We start from the raw sequence: 17,558 nt of genomic DNA, 5'->3' as shown, positions 1-17,558 counted from the left end.
TCCTTCAATCGTTCGTTATGCATACTATATTCAGCTTATCCTTTTGTCAGTAGTGAAAAATGCCCGTTGATCAAAACGGGCAAACGCATCATGTACATTTAGTGAGAGTTTTTCAACCGTTCACTCAGTCGGAAATTTTCTTCATAATCGACCGGACATTCAATAAGAACCGGTCCTTTTTCTAAAAGTGCTTGCTGCAAAATTCCCGATAATTCAGTCGCTTGTGTTACTTTATACCCTTTCGCACCATAGGATTTTGCCAGGGCAACAAAATCAGGGTTATCGAATTCGATATTGGAGGAATGACCCAACTTGTTTTCTTGCTCCCACTCAATCATTCCATATCTGCCATCTCGCCAAATTATAACAACAATCGGTAATTTTAATTGGACTGCTGTTGCAAATTCTGCTACAGACATGACAAATGCTCCGTCTCCACATACAGCGATTACTTTTTTGTCTGGACAGGCAAGCTTTGCACCGATTGCTCCGGGCAATGCAATTCCCATTGATGCAAGTCCGTTTGAAATGATACATGTATTTGGCTGTGAGGCCTCATATTGTCGACCAATCCATAGCTTATGAGCTCCAACATCTGACAGTAAAATATCATTGTTTGATAGAACTGCCTGAATTTCTTGAATAATGCGTTGAGGGCTTAGCGGGTATGTATCGCTCGTTGTGTTAATCAGTCTATCATTCGTTATGGTTTCCTTTATATTACGATAAAATGGATCGATCCCATTTCTTTGTTGAATTTGAACCGTTAAACACTGAAGATTTGCGGATAAATCACCAATGAGAGAGGCTTTTACCGGATAAAAGTGGTCTATTTCAGGTTCTTTTACATCAACATGAATAATCGGTGCCAGTAATGTATTCCACTTTTGTGGTCCATATTCGATTGGGTCATACCCAATTGTAATGACTAAATCAGCACGGTAAAAGGCTTGATTAACAAAATCACCTTCAGGCAACCCAATTGTTTGTAAATGAAGAGAATGATTTTCAGGAACAACTCCTTTTGCCATAAACGTTTCCGTAAAGGGAGATTGAAGCTTTTCAATGAACGTTATAATATCGCTAGAAACTTCTTCTCCTATCGCATTATTCCCTATGAGAATAAGCGGGAATTTTGCTTCATTAATCGCCATGGCTACATCGTGTAAGGCTTGGTCAGATGCCATTACTTTTTGGCTATTTAGCTGGTTTTGTAAAGGCTGTCCTTGTACGAGAGTGGAGGCGATATTATTTGGGAGTTCTATATGAATGGCTCCAGGTAGATTACTTGTCGCTAATGTAAATGCCTTAGCGACAACTTCGGGAATAACGGAACCATCGTGAATAGATGTGTTCCATTTCGAAATTGGACGGTATAATTCGATAAGATTTAAATATTGGTGAGAACTTTTATGTTGCATCGTGAGGTCGGTCTGTGCTGTAATGGCGACTAACGGCATTCTATCCAAGGTAGCACAGGCGACACCTGTGACCATATTGGTAGCTCCAGGTCCAAGTGTTGAAAGACAAACACCCGGTTTTCCTGTCAATTTGCCCATCATCCCAGCGATTAACGCTGCCCCTGTTTCATGTCTGCAAACGATAAACTTGATGGATGACTGATTTAGTGCATCCACTAAAGCAATATTTTCTTCTCCAGGCACTCCGAATATGTATTCTACATTTTGTTTCTCTAAACATTTTACAAAAAGCTCAGCTGCTTTCAAAAAAACATCCCTTTCTACTTTAAATAACATTCATCTGTTAAAGTTCCACAAATATTCTGCTTTTATTTCAGTTCTGTTAAATAACATTGTTGATTTTTGGATTAGCTATTCCTTAAAATTAAGCAAGTATTAATGAATACGTATATAATAGAAATAAGAGAAAAAGCCGGAGATCTTGAGGGAAGGAGTGGCTACGGTGAATTATATAAACATTGAACCTGTATTATCTACATCGACAGAGGATTGGTTAAAATTATTTTTCGCTTCGGTGAAAGAAAGGCCTTCCTATTTAATTAATGATTCAACTTATGGGTTTCAACGAGTGGGCATTCGTGTATTAGGTACACCTCTGGATCAAGATGAGTATTATAATGCCTTATTCGAGATGAACCAAGAGAGTTCCTCCGTTCATGTGTTAAGTGAGGAGTTGGATAAGACGATTGATAATCAGATGATGAAATCGATTCAAGACATATTGGACGTGCATCAGCAAGAACCGAAAGGCCTTTCTATTAATCGGTTAATCGCTTTTATGTATGGGAAGCAATTAATCCCAAAGCACCATGACCCATCACTTAGTCGGCATATTCAATTATCTGTTATGAAAGTGATAGAGCATTTTCAGCAGCACCATTCTGCGGGCCTATTAACGCAAGAATTTAGGCGCTTTCTTATTGATGTGGTGAAATGGTTAAAAAACCATTGGGCAAAGTGGGCCGAAACTATCACGATAGGTGAGGACTTCCCGAAAGTAGTTTGGTATGGTGACATGAATGACAGTCAAAAGTATTTCCTTATGTTATTGATGGAGTTTGGGTGTGATGTGCTACTGTTTCATCCTGAAGGGAAGGATCTATTTGCGGAAATCGATTCAAATAATACAATCTCTATTCCTTATCAATATCGTCATACAGCAAAGTTAGAGCCCTTCCCGACCCATCAAAGAGAGCGTCAAACAACAGTTGCTTATCGAGCTAATAAACAACTAGAAATTATGATGCATGATCATGGATCGGGCATTTATAAGCCATGGCAATTTAGAGATTATATCCCTTCCTCCATTACTTTACGTATGACATATGATGATGTGTTTATTTATGCGAGGGAAAAGGCGATGATTCGTCCAGAATTTAAGCTAGAAAGTAATCGGGTACATATTCCTGTGATTTTTGCAAAAATTCAAGGGGTCTCGAAAGATCGGAAACAATATTGGGAACATATGAGGGAGCTTATCGATGATTCATTAGCTTTGTGCATTCGCGAGTTTCCTTTTTCTCAAGCGACAAAAGCAAATTATCATTTTCATTATCAAAAGTCTTTAGAACAAGGGGTGCTTTCCCCAGAAAAGATGGTCAATAGCAATTGGTGGCGCTATAAACATTTGCCGAATGGACTTCAAAATGCAATTGCTCATACGATTAAAGCGTATTGCGAACATCCTAAATTAAATAAAATAGCAGGAGAATCTGATTATGATCTTCAATTATTTCTATTTAAACAGGCTAATATGATGCCGGAAGTAGTTCTCCAATTGCTGCAAAAGTTTGATTATGCTCAAGAAATTCCTCGTCTGGTTCTTTATAATATGGAGAAGAATGGAAAGCCTTCTAGGGAAGATGCTGCTCTTCTTTTGTTTTTAAATGAATTTGGCTGTGATGTAATTTGGTATAATCCAGCCGGACATAACGATATTGAACAGTTTATTAATCCGTCATTTTATGATGTTCATTGGTTAGAAGAAGTGGAATTTCAACAGGAGTTTCAAGAAAAAGAAGAATCGATTATTAAGAAGATTATTAAAAAAATATTTTAAGTATAGGAGTGGGATACTATGACAGCTGATTTAGAACTTCAAAAACAAGAGTTAAATCCAAATACAGCACAGCAATTACGTGCTCAATTACGCCAAGAACCACAAGTGTTGCAGTTAGTTCAATCGCTCGATATTAAAGATCAGCATCAATTATTAACGCTTGGAAAAGAACCAGCTGACAGTTTATCTCGTTTTGCAGATCGAATCTTACATTCGATGACGGTAACAAATATTGAGAAATCGAGCGACTTACTCAATCAATTAGAAAAATTAATGAAGCGCTTTGATCGAAATGAAATTATGAAAGAGCCTGGGTTTCTTGATAAATTATTCAAGCGTGCGAAAAAGACAATTGAAGATGTGTTTAAAAAATATCAAACGTTAGGCGGTGAACTAGATAAAATTAATGCCCAATTTGCGATTATGGAAGACGAACTAAAGCGTGCAAATAATGACTTAGAAGGACTATATGAAGAAGATATTCAATACTACTTTGAATTAGAGAAATATGTCGTAGCAGCTGAAATGAAGCTGGAAGAGGTAAGAGATACATTGATTCCAAGGTATGAAGAACGTGTTCAGTCAGGAGATCAATTAGCGCGCATTGAATTAGAAGGATTACGAACAGTTCAAGAATTATTAGAACGGAAGATTGATGATTTAGAGAAAGCAAGAATGGTTGCTGTTGTTGCTGCACCACAAATTAAGACGATGCAGCGCGGAAATAATGATTTAATGGCGAAAATCAATAGTAACTTTGTAACGGTAATTCCGATTTTTAAAATGGGGATTATTAATACGGTGTATGCGAAGCGTCAAAAATTACATTCTGATTCATTAAATGCTTTTGAAGAAAGAGCGAATCAAATGTTAACGGAAGTAACTTCAGATATTATGAATCAAAGTGTTGAAATTGCTCAGCGAACAGGCAGCTCCAGCATAAAAATGGAAACGATTGAGACGATGTGGACGACAATCGAAAAAGGAATTGTAGAGTATAAGAGAGTAAAAGAAGAGCAGTCGCTGCAGCGAGTGGAAGATAAGAAACGATTAGAAGCTCTTCAAGAAGAGGCAAAAAGGGTGCTATCTCAAGGATAAAAAACGCTTGCATTACTTGCAGTTTCGCTATACTATAAGTGAGGAATTAAATAATCTGCCAATGTGCAGAAGAGGTTCTAGCTACCCTCTTTAAAAAACTAAGAAGAAACAGTACTCTGTCTTAGGGTGCTGTTTTTTCGTTATAAAGGAGTTTTTCAGGAATGAAAAAGGAAAAAGCAGTGGTTGTATTTAGTGGTGGTCAGGATAGTACGACATGTTTGTTCTGGGCATTAGAAAGATTTGCTGAAGTTGAGGCGGTCACATTTGATTATAATCAGCGTCATCGACTGGAAATTGAGTGTGCACAAAATATTGCAAATGAGCTTGGTATCAAGCATCATATTTTAGATATGTCTTTGTTAAATCAACTTGCTCCAAATGCGTTGACTCGTAATGATATTGAGGTAAAGGATGGCGAAGATGGTGAATTACCTTCGACGTTTGTGCCAGGACGTAATTTATTATTTCTTTCGTTTGCCGGTGTGATTGCGAGCCAAATCGGTGCAAAACATATTGTCACTGGTGTATGTGAAACAGATTTCAGCGGCTATCCAGATTGTCGCGATGTGTTTATTAAATCGTTAAATGTGACATTGAATTTATCGATGGACGATTCGTTTGTCATTGATACACCGTTAATGTGGTTGAATAAAGAAGAAACGTGGGAGCTTGCCGATCGGTTAGGCGCATTTGAATTTGTCCGTGAAAAAACATTAACGTGTTATAACGGAATCATTGCGGATGGATGTGGGGAGTGCCCAGCGTGTAAGCTTAGACAAAAGGGCCTTGTAGATTATTTAAGTAAGCGGAAGGAGTCTTAAAGGCATGTATGGATTTCGAATTGTTGATAAGCTCCAGAAACTAGATCAAGATATACAGAGAAATCAATTAAACTATCATAAGAAGCGTGTTCTTGTAAGTAAGGAATTTACATTTGATGCTGCTCATCATCTGCATTGTTATGAAGGAAAATGTAAAAACTTGCATGGTCATACGTATCGAGTTGTCTTTGGCTTAAGCGGATTTACCGATGACCGCGGTTTGATGATAGATTTCGGTGATATTAAACAGATATGGAAAGATAAAATTGAAATTTATTTAGATCACCGCTATTTAAATGAAACGCTGCCATTGATGAATACAACGGCAGAGAATATGGTTGTTTGGATATATGAAAAAATGGCGGATGCGCTGCGTGAAGGGCCTCAATATAAAGGAGCTCGGGTAGAATTTGTTCGCCTGTTTGAAACGCCAACGAGCTATGCGGAAGCAAGACGGGAGTGGATGGAAGATGAGTAAAATTCCCGTTATGGAGATTTTTGGACCTACCATACAAGGGGAAGGTTCTATGATTGGACAAAAAACGATGTTTGTGCGTACAGCTGGCTGTGATTATTCTTGTTCCTGGTGTGATTCAGCTTTTACATGGGATGGAAGTGGAAAAGAGTATATTACTCAACTGACTGCGGAAGAAATTTGGGCTGAGCTGAAAAGAATCGGTGGAGATGGTTTTTCTTTTGTTACAATTTCGGGTGGAAATCCAGCATTACTGAAAAATCTAGATAGTTTAGTTGCACTCTTAAAAGAGCAGGGGATAAAAATGGGCGTGGAAACACAGGGGAGCAGATGGCAGGATTGGTTTTATGAAATCAATGAGCTGACGATTTCTCCTAAGCCGCCTAGCTCGGGAATGAAAACAGATTTCGGGATACTTGATGAAATCTTCACTAAGTTGCAAAATAATCAACATCATGTTTCGCTTAAGGTTGTGATTTTTAATGATGAAGATTATGAGTATGGAAAAGCGATCCATCATCGCTATCCGGACATTCCGTTCTTTTTTCAGGTTGGAAATGATGATAGTACGACGACGGACGATTCTAAATTGATTAGTAGACTTCTACAAAAATATGAGTGGTTAATTGATAAAGTTGTACAGGATCAGGATGTTACAAATGTGAAGGTGCTCCCGCAGTTGCATACGTATGTTTGGGGCAATAAACGAGGAGTATAAAGATATGAGAATATTATTTTATTTACTATCAATCGTGGCTGCGAACGTGGTCACAGCGGCTTTTGCACCGCTCCAATTTGGTGTATTTATCGTACCGATGGGAACGCTTTTGATTGGAGCAACCTTTATCTTTCGGGATCTTGTCCAAAATAAATATGGTCGAGCGAAGACATATGGATTCATTGTGACAGCGCTCATTTTATCAGCAGCTGTATCGTTTACATTAGGGGATACATTATTAATTGTTGCAGCCTCCGCGCTTTCATTTATTGTTGCGGAATCTGCGGATACAGAAATTTACTCGCGTTTGAAGTTACCAATGAGTTGGCGCGTATTCTATAGCGGAATTGTTGGCGGGTTTCTCGATTCGGTAATTTTCGTTGTGATTGGTTTAAGCCCATTTGGTGCCAACATTTTACCTTGGGAAGCTGTACCTGCTGCTATTGTAGGGCAAATTATTGTCAAAACAATTGTTCAAATGATTGGTGCATTCATCTTGAATCAGGTGCATGTTCGTTTAGAGAAGAAAACTGTCGTTAGTTAATATAGTGGAGAGGCTCAGTCTTATGACTGAGCCTTTTCTCATTCACTCTAATCGCCTTGAAGAAAATCACTAGCACAGTAGAGAATTAGGAAATTTCTTAATGCTTTTGTATAAATTACCCTTAATGAAGAACTATAGAAAAAGAGAGCTTATAGCTACCTGCAAAAAAAATGGGGGAAGCAACTTGATTCGAAATATAAATAAATTATTAAGGAAACCAAAGCAAAAAAATAATGATATACAAGCTGAACAGGAACGGCAGGATGTTAAGCCGGTGGATTTCCTTTCTAATCATTTCGATCACAATGTGGAAGCGTTTCGGATGGTGTATGATCGTTGTTCAGATGTCGTTTTCCGTCCGTTTTTACTTTTTGGAAAAAAGAGAGCGACGATTATTTATATAGAGGGGATTACGAACGTCGAAGGGATGGAGGAGTTCGTTCTATCGCCGCTCATTAAGGAAACAGCAAGCGAAACCCAGCCCTTAAATGAATTTCTTGAAAATAAACTGCCTATTTCTAAAGTAAAAAGAATGCATACAATTGCCGAGTGTATCGAATCCATTTCATCTGGAAATCCTATCCTTCTCTATGAAGGGGAGAGTGCTGGTTTTTCTTTAGGATTAGCCAAATGGGAAAAGCGCGGGATTGAAGAACCTATAGCAGAGGTAGGAATCAGAGGGCCGCGAGAGGGATTCAATGAGTCTTTAGAGGTAAGTACGTCTCAATTGCGACGCATTATTAAAAGTCCGGCTCTTAAAATACAATCGATGAAAATCGGAAGTTATACGCAGACGACTGTTGCCATTGCTTATATTGATGGACTTGTAGATCCAACATTGATTGAAGAAATAACGAATCGATTGAAGCGGATTGAGATAGACGGCATTTTAGAAAGCGAGTATATCGAGGAAATGATTGAGGACAACCCGTATTCCCCTTTCCCTCAGATACTATCAACAGAACGACCCGATACAGCCTGTTCTAGTTTATTAGAGGGACGAGCGGTCATTTTAGTAGAAGGAACACCATTTAGTTTAATTGCTCCAATTTCCTTATTTTCTTTGCTTCAATCACATGAGGATTATTATCAACGCTTTATGGTTGGCACACTTATCCGTTGGTTACGTTATAGTTTTCTTAGTATCTCGCTTTTGCTGCCTTCCTTTTATGTCGCTATTTTGACGTTTCATCAGGAGGCGATACCAACGGCACTGCTGCTGAGTGTATCAGCGTCCCGGGATGCGGTCCCATTTCCTGCCGTAGTAGAGGCGCTGCTTATGGAAATTATGTTTGAAGCGCTGAGAGAGGCAGGGGTTCGATTACCAAAGCAGATTGGCTCTGCTGTTAGTATTGTTGGAGCGCTAGTAATTGGTCAAGCTGCTGTTCAAGCGGGATTGGTTTCCGCGCCAATGGTTATTGTGGTGGCGATAACGGGAATCTCTTCTTTTATGATTCCCCGTTATATTGCTGGAATTGCTATCCGAATACTGCGTTTTCCTATCATGCTGCTTGCCGGTACTTTAGGACTGCTCGGTATTATGATGGGAATTATTTCCATAGTCATTCACTTATGCGGCTTGCGCTCCTTCGGTGTCCCTTACTTACAGCCACTGGCACCACTAAAAGGACGTGAGTTAAAGGATGTGCTGTGGAGATCGCCTCTGTGGAAGATGGATACAAGGCCGCATCTTACAGGGGAGTTTAACCGATATCGTCAGTCTCCAGATCTGGCGCCAAGTTCGAAAAAAGGGGGAGACACCCAGTGAAAAATATTCTCCATATACTATGTATTTTTGGATTGATTCTTCTTTTAAGCGGCTGTTGGGATCGGGTGGAAGTCAATGATTTGGCTATTGTCACAGCAGCAGCTATTGATATAAAGGATGACAATCAAATTGAATTATCCCTCCAAGTGTTTATACCTAAAGCATTAAGCACCGGAGGAGGTCAAGGAGGGAGCGGTCAAGGAGGAGGAGGAGCTGCTACATTGGTGAGGTCTCAAAGAGGATCCAATATTTCAGATGCGCTTTCCAAGCTACAAAGCAAGATTCCGCGCAAAGTTTTTTGGGGACAATGTAAAGTATTTATATTCGGTGAAAAATTAGCAAAGCAAGGAATACAAGAGCATATGGATTTCTTACTTCGCCATCCCCAGCCAAGAGAGAGAGCTTATCTGTATGTTAGCAAAGGGAACCCGAAGGATGCCCTTGAAGTACTTCCTCCTCTAGAACGCTATTCGGGGGAAGTGCTTCGGGAACTATCTGATTTACATATCGGGATGCAGGTTACCATGCAGGATGTACAGGAAGGGTTAGTAGGTGTAGCTCAGGCTGGTGCATTTCCATTTATTAAAATTTTACCACCGGGTAAAGGGGAAGAGAAATTACAGGGAATTCCGTACATTGTCGGAACAGCGGTATTCAAAAAAGATAAAATGGTTGGAACGATGTCAGAAAAGGCAACAAGAGGAATCTTGTGGTTAAGAAATGAAATGGAAGCCTATACAGTTATCTTAAAACCTGAAGGCGTTAAAGGAGAAGTATCTTTAAATCCAGTGTCGGCACGCATCAAACTGATTCCACAAATAAGAAATGATAAATGGAAAATGCTCGTGAATGTTGATACAGAGGGGGCTGTTGTCCAAAATGGAACAAACTTGGCTCTTACAAGTCCAAAATCAATACAGACTGTAGAAAAAGCGTATCAAGAAGATATTAAAGACCGTATCGAGCTAGCTATTCAGCAAGCGCAGCATAAGATGAAAGCGGACATTATAAAATTCAGTAAAGAATTCTATCGAAAATACCCTAAAGAGTGGAAAAAAGTTGAAAATCGCTGGGACGAGGTATTCCCGAAGGTGGAAGTAGAAGTCAACGTTGAGGCCCATATTCGCAGACAGGGCTATATAAATAAACCGGGGGGATTGCCTGAGAAAGAGGTGAAGAAGCAGTGAGATGGGGAGCTTTTTTTAGTGTTATGGTAATCGTGGCTTTGATCATTTTATATGAATGGCCGAAAATGAAACAAAACCCAAAAAAGGACAAGATGGCTTTTTTTACTCTGCTCTTCATCGGCTTAGTGCTGTCCATGTTCGATCTCCCACATATGGGAGGTCCCACTGCATGGATTCAAAGTCTTTTCAGGCCGTTTGGACGGTTTATGGAAAAATAAATGTCTAAGGGGCGCGATTTTGTTTTTCCATATGATCATAGAAAGGAGAAAAATGATGGAGAAAGGCAAAATTTCATCCCTGCAAATGGCCATCATGATGTATCCTGCGATTGTGGCTACCGCTATTCTCGGGGTTCCAAGTATTACAGCGAAATATGCCAAAACCGATTTATGGCTATCGCCCATTTTGGCATCCTTCCTCGGATATGCGACAGTGTATATCGCATATAAACTGCACAAACATTATCCGAAAGAAACAGTCATTCAATTTAGTGAACACATTATGGGGCGATTCGCTGGAAAAATTCTCGGTTTTCTATTCTGTTTTTTTTACATCCAGGTCGCGGGACTCATCGTTAGAGAATACGCGGAATTTGTTGTCGATTCTTTTCTGGTCAATACTCCAATTAGTGTGATTATGGGATCAATAATATTTCTCTGTGCTTTAACCGTATACGGAGGTTTAGAAGTATTGGGGAGAGCTGCCCAAGTGTTTTTCCCCATTTTTATATTGGCTATCTTTTTCTTTAGCATCTTTTTGGGCCCTGATTTTGAATGGAAAAATATATTCCCGATATTGGGAAATGGGGTGATGCCTCCAATTAAGGGTGGAATTGTGCCTGGTGGATGGTTCACAGAATTTTTTCTTATATCTTTTCTTCTGCCTTTTTTAGCGGATCAGAAAAAAGGGATGAAATACGGAATGATGACTGTTTTTGTTGTGACGATGACGTTAGTTTTAATCAATCTTATCGTTCTTTTTGTGCTAGGGCCAGCGACATCCTTTAAGGTTTATCCACTGATGAGTGTAGCTCGATACATCAGTCTCGCCGACTTTTTTGAACATTTGGAGTCCTTCATTATGGCTGTTTGGATCGTAGGGGCGTTTATCAAATTGTCTGTGTTTTATTATGCGGCTGCTTTAAGTACCGCGCAATGGTTGAATCTTTCGAATTATCGACCTATTGTATGGCCGATAGGGATTCTGATATTAGAATTCAGCTTTTGGTCACTTCCTAACACAATGGGATTGGAACGTTATCTGGTCGGGACCTTTCCTCTATTCGCACTATTGATACAAACAATTATCCCTTTGTTTTTGTTGATGATGGCAAGTATAAGGAAAAGAAAACGCCAGGCTAGCCAGTAGATAGGATATTTAGATAAATAATTCTTTTTAACTTTAGGGAATCTGAATCAATGGGAAATTCTTCTGTAAAAAACTCTAATCACTTATAAGGAGAAAAATATGGAGAAAGGCAAAATTTCATCCCTGCAAATGGCCATCATGATGTATCCTGGGATTGTGGCTACCGCTATTCTTTCAGTTCCAAGTATTACAGCGAAATATGCCAAAACCGATTTCTGGCTGTCCCCCATTTTGGCATCCCTCATCGGGTATATGACAGTGTATATCGCATATAAACTGCACAAGCTGTATCCGAAACAAACGGTTATTCAATTCAGTGAACAGATCATAGGGCGGTTTGCAGGTAAAATTATCGGTTTCTTATTCTTGGTTTTTTATATCCAGATTACGGGGAATATGCTTAGACAGTACGCAGAATTTGTTGTCGATTCTTTTCTAGTCAATACCCCGATTAGCTTGATTATAGCGTTGATGGCATTACTCTGTTCCTTTATTGTACGCGGAGGTTTAGAAGCATTAGGGAGAGCTGCCCAATTGTTTTTCCCCATTTTTACACTTCCACTTCTCTTCTTAATTATCTTAGTGTTCCCTGATTTTGAATTTAAGAACATATTCCCTATATTGGGAGAGGGGATGATGCCTCCAATCAAGGGTGCGATTGTGCCTGGTGGATGGTTTACAGAATTTTTTTTGATTACTTTTTTCCTGCCTTTTTTAACGGATCAGAAAAAAGGAATGAAATACGGAATGATGACTGTTTTTGTCGTGATGATGACATTAGTTGTGGTAAATCTTATCGTGCTTTTTATACTAGGGCTAGCGACATCCTTTAAGGTTTATCCACTGATGAGTGTAGGTCGATACATCAGTCTCGGCGGCTTTTTTGAACATTTAGAGTCCGCCGTCATGGCCATTTGGGTAGTAGGGGCGTTTATCAAAATTTCTGTTTTTTATTATGGGATTGCTTTAGGCACTGCACAATGGCTGAATCTTTCGGACTACCGGCCCATCGTATGGTCGTTAGGGATTCTACTCGTTATATTCAGCTTTTGGTCATTGCCTAGCACAGTGGAATTACACAAGTATAGTGTAGGGACCTTCCCCCTTTTGGGACTACTGATCCAAATGATTATTCCACTGTTTTTGTTGGGGATTGCAGTTATGAGGAAAAGAAAGCGCCAAGGTAGCGAATAGGCATGATATTTGGCTAAACGATTCTTTCTAATTTTAGAGAATTTGAATCAATTGGAAATTCCTCTAGAAAGAACTCTAATTACTAAATATATAAGGAGAAAAATATGGAGAAAGGCAAAATTTCATTCTTGCAAATGGCCATCATGATGTATCCTACGATTGTGGCTACGGCTATTCTTGGGGTTCCGAGCATTACGGCGAAATATGCCAAAACTGATTTATGGCTGTCACCGATTTTAGCGTCGTTCATCGGGTTTGTGACGGTGTATGCCACTTATAAACTACATAAATTATATCCGGAACAAACGGTTATCCAATTCAGTGAACACATCATTGGTCGGTTTGCGGGAAAAGTTCTCGGTTTTATATTCCTATTTTTCTACATTCAGATCATTGGGATAATTATTAGAGGCTACGCAGAATTTATTGTCAACTCCTTTCTAGTTACTACCCCAATTAGTGTAATTATGGCATCGATGGTATTGCTCTGTGCCTTAACGGTGCATGGGGGTTTAGAAACAATGGGGAGAGTTGCCCAAATGTTTTTTCCTGTTTTTATTGTTCCATTCCTCACTTCAATCATCTTATTAAGCTCTGATATGGAATTCAAGAATATACTTCCAATATTAGGGGGTGGGATGGTGCCCTCAATGAAGGGGGCAATTGTGCCGAGTGGGTGGTTCACAGAATTTTTTCTCATTATTTTTCTCCTGCCTTTTTTAAAAGATAAACAAAAAGGAATGAAATATGGAATGATAAGCGTAGTTGCTGTGATGATGACGTTAGTTGCCGTCAATCTTATTGTTCTTTTTGTACTCGGACCAGCGACATCCTCTAAGGAATATCCCCTTATGAATGTAGCTCGATATGTCAGTATCGCTGAATTCTTTGAACATTTGGAATCCGCTGTAATGGCTGTTTGGATAGTAGGAGCGTTTGTCAAAATTTCTGTATTTTATTATGCAACTGCTTTAGGTACCGCACAATGGCTGAATCTTTCAGACTATCGGTCCATTGTATGGCCGTTAGGAATTCTGATGCTAGAGTTCGGCTTTTGGTCACTTCCTAATGCAATGGAAACCGAACGTTTTGATGTCGAGACTTTCCCTTTATATGGACTACTAATCCAAACGATTACTCCGCTGTTTTTATTGATGATTGCTATTGCAAGGAAAAGAAAACGCTTAGGAAGCAAAAAGAATGATTGAAAACTACAATAGTGTCTTTTTAATATTCCAAATTAGTGAATCTACGCCTTTAGAGAAATGAGAAATTGGTTTCGTTTTAGTAAGGTCTATATTGAAAGGAGAAAAAAGCGTATTCTTACATATTTCTGACTCTGCATGTTGTAAAGGCCAAGGACGATGATGTATTTCCCCGCAATAGATGTTTCCTCTGTTATTGGTACTAAAAAAGCAATATCGTTCTGTGAGCCAATGATCTAACGTTCCTTCTTTAGGAAAATAAACTTCCGATAAGGGGGTGTATTTTCCTTTAAATGTTATCGGAGGAGTTGTATTTCCTTTACGAATACTTTGGCAATCAAAGGTTTGTCCTTCTTGTTGAATCGAAATGTCGGCAGGATGATAAGGTAAATGTAACCATCTCTTTGCGATTGTATAGGAAAGCCAGTCATTGACGTCAAGAGACATGAAATACACACCGGGTTTACCATTACATTGAACATATGTCCTTACATTAACTTCTGGAAATGTTGGAGAAAGTGATACGGAGGACATTCCACGAGGGTATATGCCCCCCATAATGAATGCAACAATTCCTAACCAAGCATATCGATCAAAAGTGTCAATTTGTAAGGAAGAAGGAATATATGGTCGCAGTGTTTCAGGTGAAATAGGCCAATGAACAAATAATAGATTGTTCCAAGTTTGTCGCATAATCCATTTCTTTGAAGGAAATGGCCAAGGGCGGTGAAAGCTGTCATTCATTAAGTCCATGAAAGTGGTCTCCTTTTATTTTTCTACCTATTTAGTCTAGGGTGAGAAGGGAAATAAGATGTATCTTCAATCGTTTTTGTACTTAATAACATATTTACCTCTTTTATGTAAATGATAAGGTTAGAGAACTAGGTAATTTCATTATGAGGTAGTGGAGAAGTGACTATGCCTAATATTTTATACTATGTAACTTTTATGATGCTTACGATACTATTCATCCTTTTTTTACTCATGCTTATTGGCTGGCGCTGGTTTCTGAAACGAATGGTAAAGCAAATGGGGAAAATTATTTTTACTGATAGTTACCAAGAAAATATTATCGAAATGATACCAGGATTCAGGCATATGGGGATTCAAAATGTGCTTGAGAATAGCTTGCGTGCAGAAACAGGTGATGTTCTTCATCGTCCACTTGGTTCTTCAAAAAAGTGGCCGCATCTCGATCCGATTACATTTATCCCTGCACAGACGTCACCGTTTCCGATTGATGGTGAAGAGGAAGTGGATGTTCAAGTAACTATTGGACCAAAAGCGAAAAAACCAATGAACATAAAGATTCCGCTTATGATCAGCGGAATGGCTTATGGAATCGCGCTTAGTGAAGAAGTAAGATTCGCTCTGGCCCAAGCAGCTAAAAACACAGGAACAGCGATTAATTCTGGGGAAGGCGCAGTCTTACCCGAAGAATTAGACAAGGCTGGAAAATATATTTTGCAGTTTTCAAAAACAGAGTGGTCCAAAGAAGAAGACCTTATTAAGCGAGCTGATATGATTGAAATTAAGTTTGGCCAAGGCGCATTAATGGGGATGGGCGGGAAAATTTCTCCGAAAAACTTAACAGGTCGTGCTCGCGAAATGATGGGGCTTAAAGAAAATGAGGAGGCTGTGATTTTTGAACATTTTTTTGAAAATCAAACATTAAAAGATATTAAGGAACTTTTGGAGGAACTTCGGAATATAACAGGCGGTGTTCCAATTGGTGTGAAAATGGGAGCTGGCGGAAAGATTGAAGAAGACATGGATCGTTTAATCGATCTCGGTGTTGATTTTATTGCGATTGATGGCGGACAAGCAGCGACACATGGTGCACCTCCCATTTTAGCTGATGACTTTGGAATACCAACTTTGCATGCCGTAGTTCGGGCGGCTAATCATTTAGAAAAAAGGAATATGAAAGGACAAATTAGTTTAATTGTTTCAGGTGGACTTTTTACACCTGGGCACTTTTTGAAAGTACTTGCACTCGGTGCTGATGCTGTTTACTTAGGATCTGTTATGTTATTCACTGTCTCACACAATCAAATATTAAATGCACTTCCATTTGAACCACCTACACAAGTTGTTTGGAATGAGGGAAAGTTCAAGGAACAATTTAAGATCAAAGATGGGATTCAAGCAGCAGAGAAATTTTTAACAGCAAGTACAGAAGAAATGAAAATGGCCTTAAGGGCGATGGGGAAACGCTCCTTAAAAGAGTTATCAAAAGAAGATTTGGTATCTTACGATGATTTGACTGCCCAAATGATTGGCATTCCATTTTCATTTAAACCTTGGGAGGAGAAATAATACATCCATACATGTTATAAATAAGTATCTGCTTCTTGATTTGTATAATGAGACCTATGAAAAAGCAAGGAATGAGAGAATAAATGGTTTCATATATTATTATGAGGCTAAATTTGCTCATAGGATGGAGGGGTAAATATGGCCGTTGTCAAGGCGACTAGCTCAGATGCGGAAGGAGTTCAAGGCATGATGCTTGTAGGAAATGTAGGCATCAATCCATTACGAGCTAATTGTTCAGATTTTAAAGGGCTTCGTACCATATTCCCCAAATGATTTATCCCACACTTAACGGGCAGTAAGACCCCCATCTCAAGCGTATGAGAAAACAAAGAAGATAGGTGGGGGTAGTTCAATTGAAAGGGAGGGATTAAGATGCAATTGGATCCAGCACTTCAACAAATTCTAGAAAGTTATCCCAAATTGCCTGAAACATTAACACCAGATTTAATTGTGAAAATCCGTGAGGCTAGACTTCAAACGATTCTAGATATAGAGGAGCGTCCGTTCGTTCATGCAGTAGAGGATCGTCTGATTCCTGGTCCGAATGGTGACATACCTATTCGAATATACACACCCAAAAGTGTGGAAGAGCGTCTTTCTGCTATCGTGTTTTTCCATGGTGGCGGCTGGACGCTAGGGAATCTTGAAAGCCATGATGTAGCTTGTAGACAACTTACAAATGCTTCGGGGTGTAAAGTCATTGCTGTCGATTATCGATTGGCACCGGAGAATCGCTTTCCAAAAGGCCTAAAAGATTGCAGTGCAGCGGTGCAGTGGGTGTTTAACCATTCAGGGGAATTACAGGTAGATGTGAATCGAATTGCTGTTGGAGGGGACAGTGCAGGAGGAAACTTAAGTGCAGCGGTTACCTTATTGTTTAAAAACTGCGGAGGACCATCAATTTGGCGGCAAATATTAATATACCCTGCGACAGATGCTTTACGCTCTATTGAACAATCGCCTTATGAGTCCATTCGGAAAAATGCACACGCTCCTATATTGACTAGCAGCGTGACAAAAAGTTTTTGGGATCACTATATTAAAACGGAAGAGGATGCCAGTAATATATATGCTTCTCCTATACGAGCACAAGATTTAAGTGGTTTACCAAAAGCTTTTGTGATTACAGCGCAATACGATCCTATCCGGGATGAAGGAGAGGCTTATGCTAATCGACTTCAGGAAAGTGGAGTTCCCGTGCAGCTTACCCGATACAGTGGACTTGTTCATGGCTTTCTAACATTGCCGATTCCAATTAATGAACAAGTTTTTCAGTCCATTGCAGAATTTCTGAATGAATGAAAATCTGTTTGATGAAAGT

15 protein-coding genes, 1 pseudogene and 1 riboswitch are annotated in these 17,558 nt (G+C 39.3%); of the genes and pseudogenes, 14 read left to right on the top strand and 2 right to left on the bottom strand.

Features of this window, described 5'->3' with window-relative positions:
* Positions 1-98: 98 nt before the first annotated feature.
* On the bottom strand, positions 99-1,727 hold the full coding sequence (locus tag D1953_RS06690) for an acetolactate synthase large subunit (protein ID WP_182480532.1): 1,629 nt from the start codon (positions 1,725-1,727) through the stop codon (positions 99-101).
* A 196-nt stretch (positions 1,728-1,923) separates the two neighbouring features.
* Between D1953_RS06690 and D1953_RS06685 the strand changes: the two genes are divergently transcribed.
* From D1953_RS06685 to D1953_RS06630, 11 genes are all read left to right on the top strand, one after another.
* Entirely contained in the window at positions 1,924-3,540 is a 1,617-nt protein-coding gene (locus D1953_RS06685; protein WP_245979958.1) for a YceG family protein, read from the top strand.
* An 18-nt stretch (positions 3,541-3,558) separates the two neighbouring features.
* On the top strand, positions 3,559-4,638 hold the full coding sequence (locus D1953_RS06680; protein ID WP_119116390.1) for a toxic anion resistance protein: 1,080 nt from the start codon (positions 3,559-3,561) through the stop codon (positions 4,636-4,638).
* Between the two features lie 65 nt (positions 4,639-4,703).
* Positions 4,704-4,746, top strand: a riboswitch (PreQ1 riboswitch).
* 53 nt (positions 4,747-4,799) lie between these two features.
* On the top strand, positions 4,800-5,459 hold the full coding sequence (gene queC, locus D1953_RS06675; protein ID WP_119116389.1) for a 7-cyano-7-deazaguanine synthase QueC: 660 nt from the start codon (positions 4,800-4,802) through the stop codon (positions 5,457-5,459).
* Between the two features lie 4 nt (positions 5,460-5,463).
* On the top strand, positions 5,464-5,937 hold the full coding sequence (queD, locus tag D1953_RS06670; RefSeq protein WP_119116388.1) for a 6-carboxytetrahydropterin synthase QueD: 474 nt from the start codon (positions 5,464-5,466) through the stop codon (positions 5,935-5,937).
* Entirely contained in the window at positions 5,930-6,652 is a 723-nt protein-coding gene (gene queE, locus D1953_RS06665) for a 7-carboxy-7-deazaguanine synthase QueE (RefSeq protein ID WP_119116387.1), read from the top strand. Before queD ends, queE begins: the two co-directional genes overlap by 8 nt.
* 4 nt (positions 6,653-6,656) lie before the next feature.
* Positions 6,657-7,196, top strand: a complete 540-nt coding sequence (locus tag D1953_RS06660; protein WP_119116386.1) for a VUT family protein — start codon at positions 6,657-6,659, stop codon at positions 7,194-7,196.
* Between the two features lie 124 nt (positions 7,197-7,320).
* Entirely contained in the window at positions 7,321-8,964 is a 1,644-nt protein-coding gene (locus D1953_RS06655) for a spore germination protein (protein WP_119116665.1), read from the top strand.
* Positions 8,961-10,151 (top strand): Ger(x)C family spore germination protein, encoded by a 1,191-nt coding sequence (locus D1953_RS06650; RefSeq protein WP_245979957.1) that lies wholly within the window; start codon positions 8,961-8,963, stop codon positions 10,149-10,151. The genes D1953_RS06655 and D1953_RS06650 overlap by 4 nt, the downstream gene beginning before the upstream one ends.
* A gap of 273 nt (positions 10,152-10,424) precedes the next feature.
* Positions 10,425-11,519, top strand: a complete 1,095-nt coding sequence (locus tag D1953_RS06640) for a GerAB/ArcD/ProY family transporter (protein ID WP_119116385.1) — start codon at positions 10,425-10,427, stop codon at positions 11,517-11,519.
* Positions 11,520-11,618: 99 nt separating this feature from the next.
* Positions 11,619-12,713 carry a GerAB/ArcD/ProY family transporter gene (locus D1953_RS06635; protein ID WP_119116384.1) on the top strand — a complete coding sequence of 365 codons (1,095 nt, stop codon included), beginning with the start codon at positions 11,619-11,621 and terminating at the stop codon, positions 12,711-12,713.
* A gap of 104 nt (positions 12,714-12,817) precedes the next feature.
* Complete coding sequence (locus D1953_RS06630; protein WP_119116383.1) at positions 12,818-13,921, top strand: GerAB/ArcD/ProY family transporter; 1,104 nt, start codon at positions 12,818-12,820, stop codon at positions 13,919-13,921.
* A 3-nt stretch (positions 13,922-13,924) separates the two neighbouring features.
* On the opposite strand, the gene D1953_RS06625 is transcribed toward D1953_RS06630, so the two are convergent.
* Complete coding sequence (locus tag D1953_RS06625) at positions 13,925-14,671, bottom strand: YqjF family protein (RefSeq protein WP_119116382.1); 747 nt, start codon at positions 14,669-14,671, stop codon at positions 13,925-13,927.
* 165 nt (positions 14,672-14,836) lie between these two features.
* On the opposite strand from D1953_RS06625, the gene D1953_RS06620 reads away from it, so the two are divergent.
* From D1953_RS06620 to D1953_RS06610, 3 genes and pseudogenes are all read left to right on the top strand, one after another.
* Positions 14,837-16,237 carry an FMN-binding glutamate synthase family protein gene (locus D1953_RS06620; protein ID WP_119116381.1) on the top strand — a complete coding sequence of 467 codons (1,401 nt, stop codon included), beginning with the start codon at positions 14,837-14,839 and terminating at the stop codon, positions 16,235-16,237.
* Positions 16,238-16,375: 138 nt separating this feature from the next.
* A pseudogene (locus D1953_RS06615) lies at positions 16,376-16,498 on the top strand (cell wall hydrolase); the annotation flags it as partial.
* Positions 16,499-16,609: 111 nt separating this feature from the next.
* A complete protein-coding gene (locus tag D1953_RS06610) occupies positions 16,610-17,539 on the top strand; it encodes an alpha/beta hydrolase (protein ID WP_119116380.1) in 930 nt (309 codons plus the stop codon).
* The last annotated feature ends 19 nt before the right edge of the window (positions 17,540-17,558 follow it).

Source organism: Peribacillus asahii (genome assembly GCF_003570725.1).
GTDB classification, from domain to species: domain Bacteria; phylum Bacillota; class Bacilli; order Bacillales; family DSM-1321; genus Peribacillus; species Peribacillus asahii.
The sequence above is the reverse complement of the archived record's forward strand: the minus strand, read 5'-3'. Positions and strand labels throughout refer to the sequence as shown.

Coding starts and splice junctions, on each gene's coding strand:
- D1953_RS06680 (WP_119116390.1), top strand. CDS start 3,559: ATGACAGCTGATTTAGAACTTCAAAAACAAGAGTTAAATCCAAATACA.
- queC (WP_119116389.1), top strand. CDS start 4,800: ATGAAAAAGGAAAAAGCAGTGGTTGTATTTAGTGGTGGTCAGGATAGT.
- queD (WP_119116388.1), top strand. CDS start 5,464: ATGTATGGATTTCGAATTGTTGATAAGCTCCAGAAACTAGATCAAGAT.
- queE (WP_119116387.1), top strand. CDS start 5,930: ATGAGTAAAATTCCCGTTATGGAGATTTTTGGACCTACCATACAAGGG.
- D1953_RS06660 (WP_119116386.1), top strand. CDS start 6,657: ATGAGAATATTATTTTATTTACTATCAATCGTGGCTGCGAACGTGGTC.
- D1953_RS06655 (WP_119116665.1), top strand. CDS start 7,321: ATGAAGAACTATAGAAAAAGAGAGCTTATAGCTACCTGCAAAAAAAAT.
- D1953_RS06640 (WP_119116385.1), top strand. CDS start 10,425: ATGGAGAAAGGCAAAATTTCATCCCTGCAAATGGCCATCATGATGTAT.
- D1953_RS06635 (WP_119116384.1), top strand. CDS start 11,619: ATGGAGAAAGGCAAAATTTCATCCCTGCAAATGGCCATCATGATGTAT.
- D1953_RS06630 (WP_119116383.1), top strand. CDS start 12,818: ATGGAGAAAGGCAAAATTTCATTCTTGCAAATGGCCATCATGATGTAT.
- D1953_RS06625 (WP_119116382.1), bottom strand. CDS start 14,671: ATGGACTTAATGAATGACAGCTTTCACCGCCCTTGGCCATTTCCTTCA.
- D1953_RS06620 (WP_119116381.1), top strand. CDS start 14,837: ATGCCTAATATTTTATACTATGTAACTTTTATGATGCTTACGATACTA.
- D1953_RS06610 (WP_119116380.1), top strand. CDS start 16,610: ATGCAATTGGATCCAGCACTTCAACAAATTCTAGAAAGTTATCCCAAA.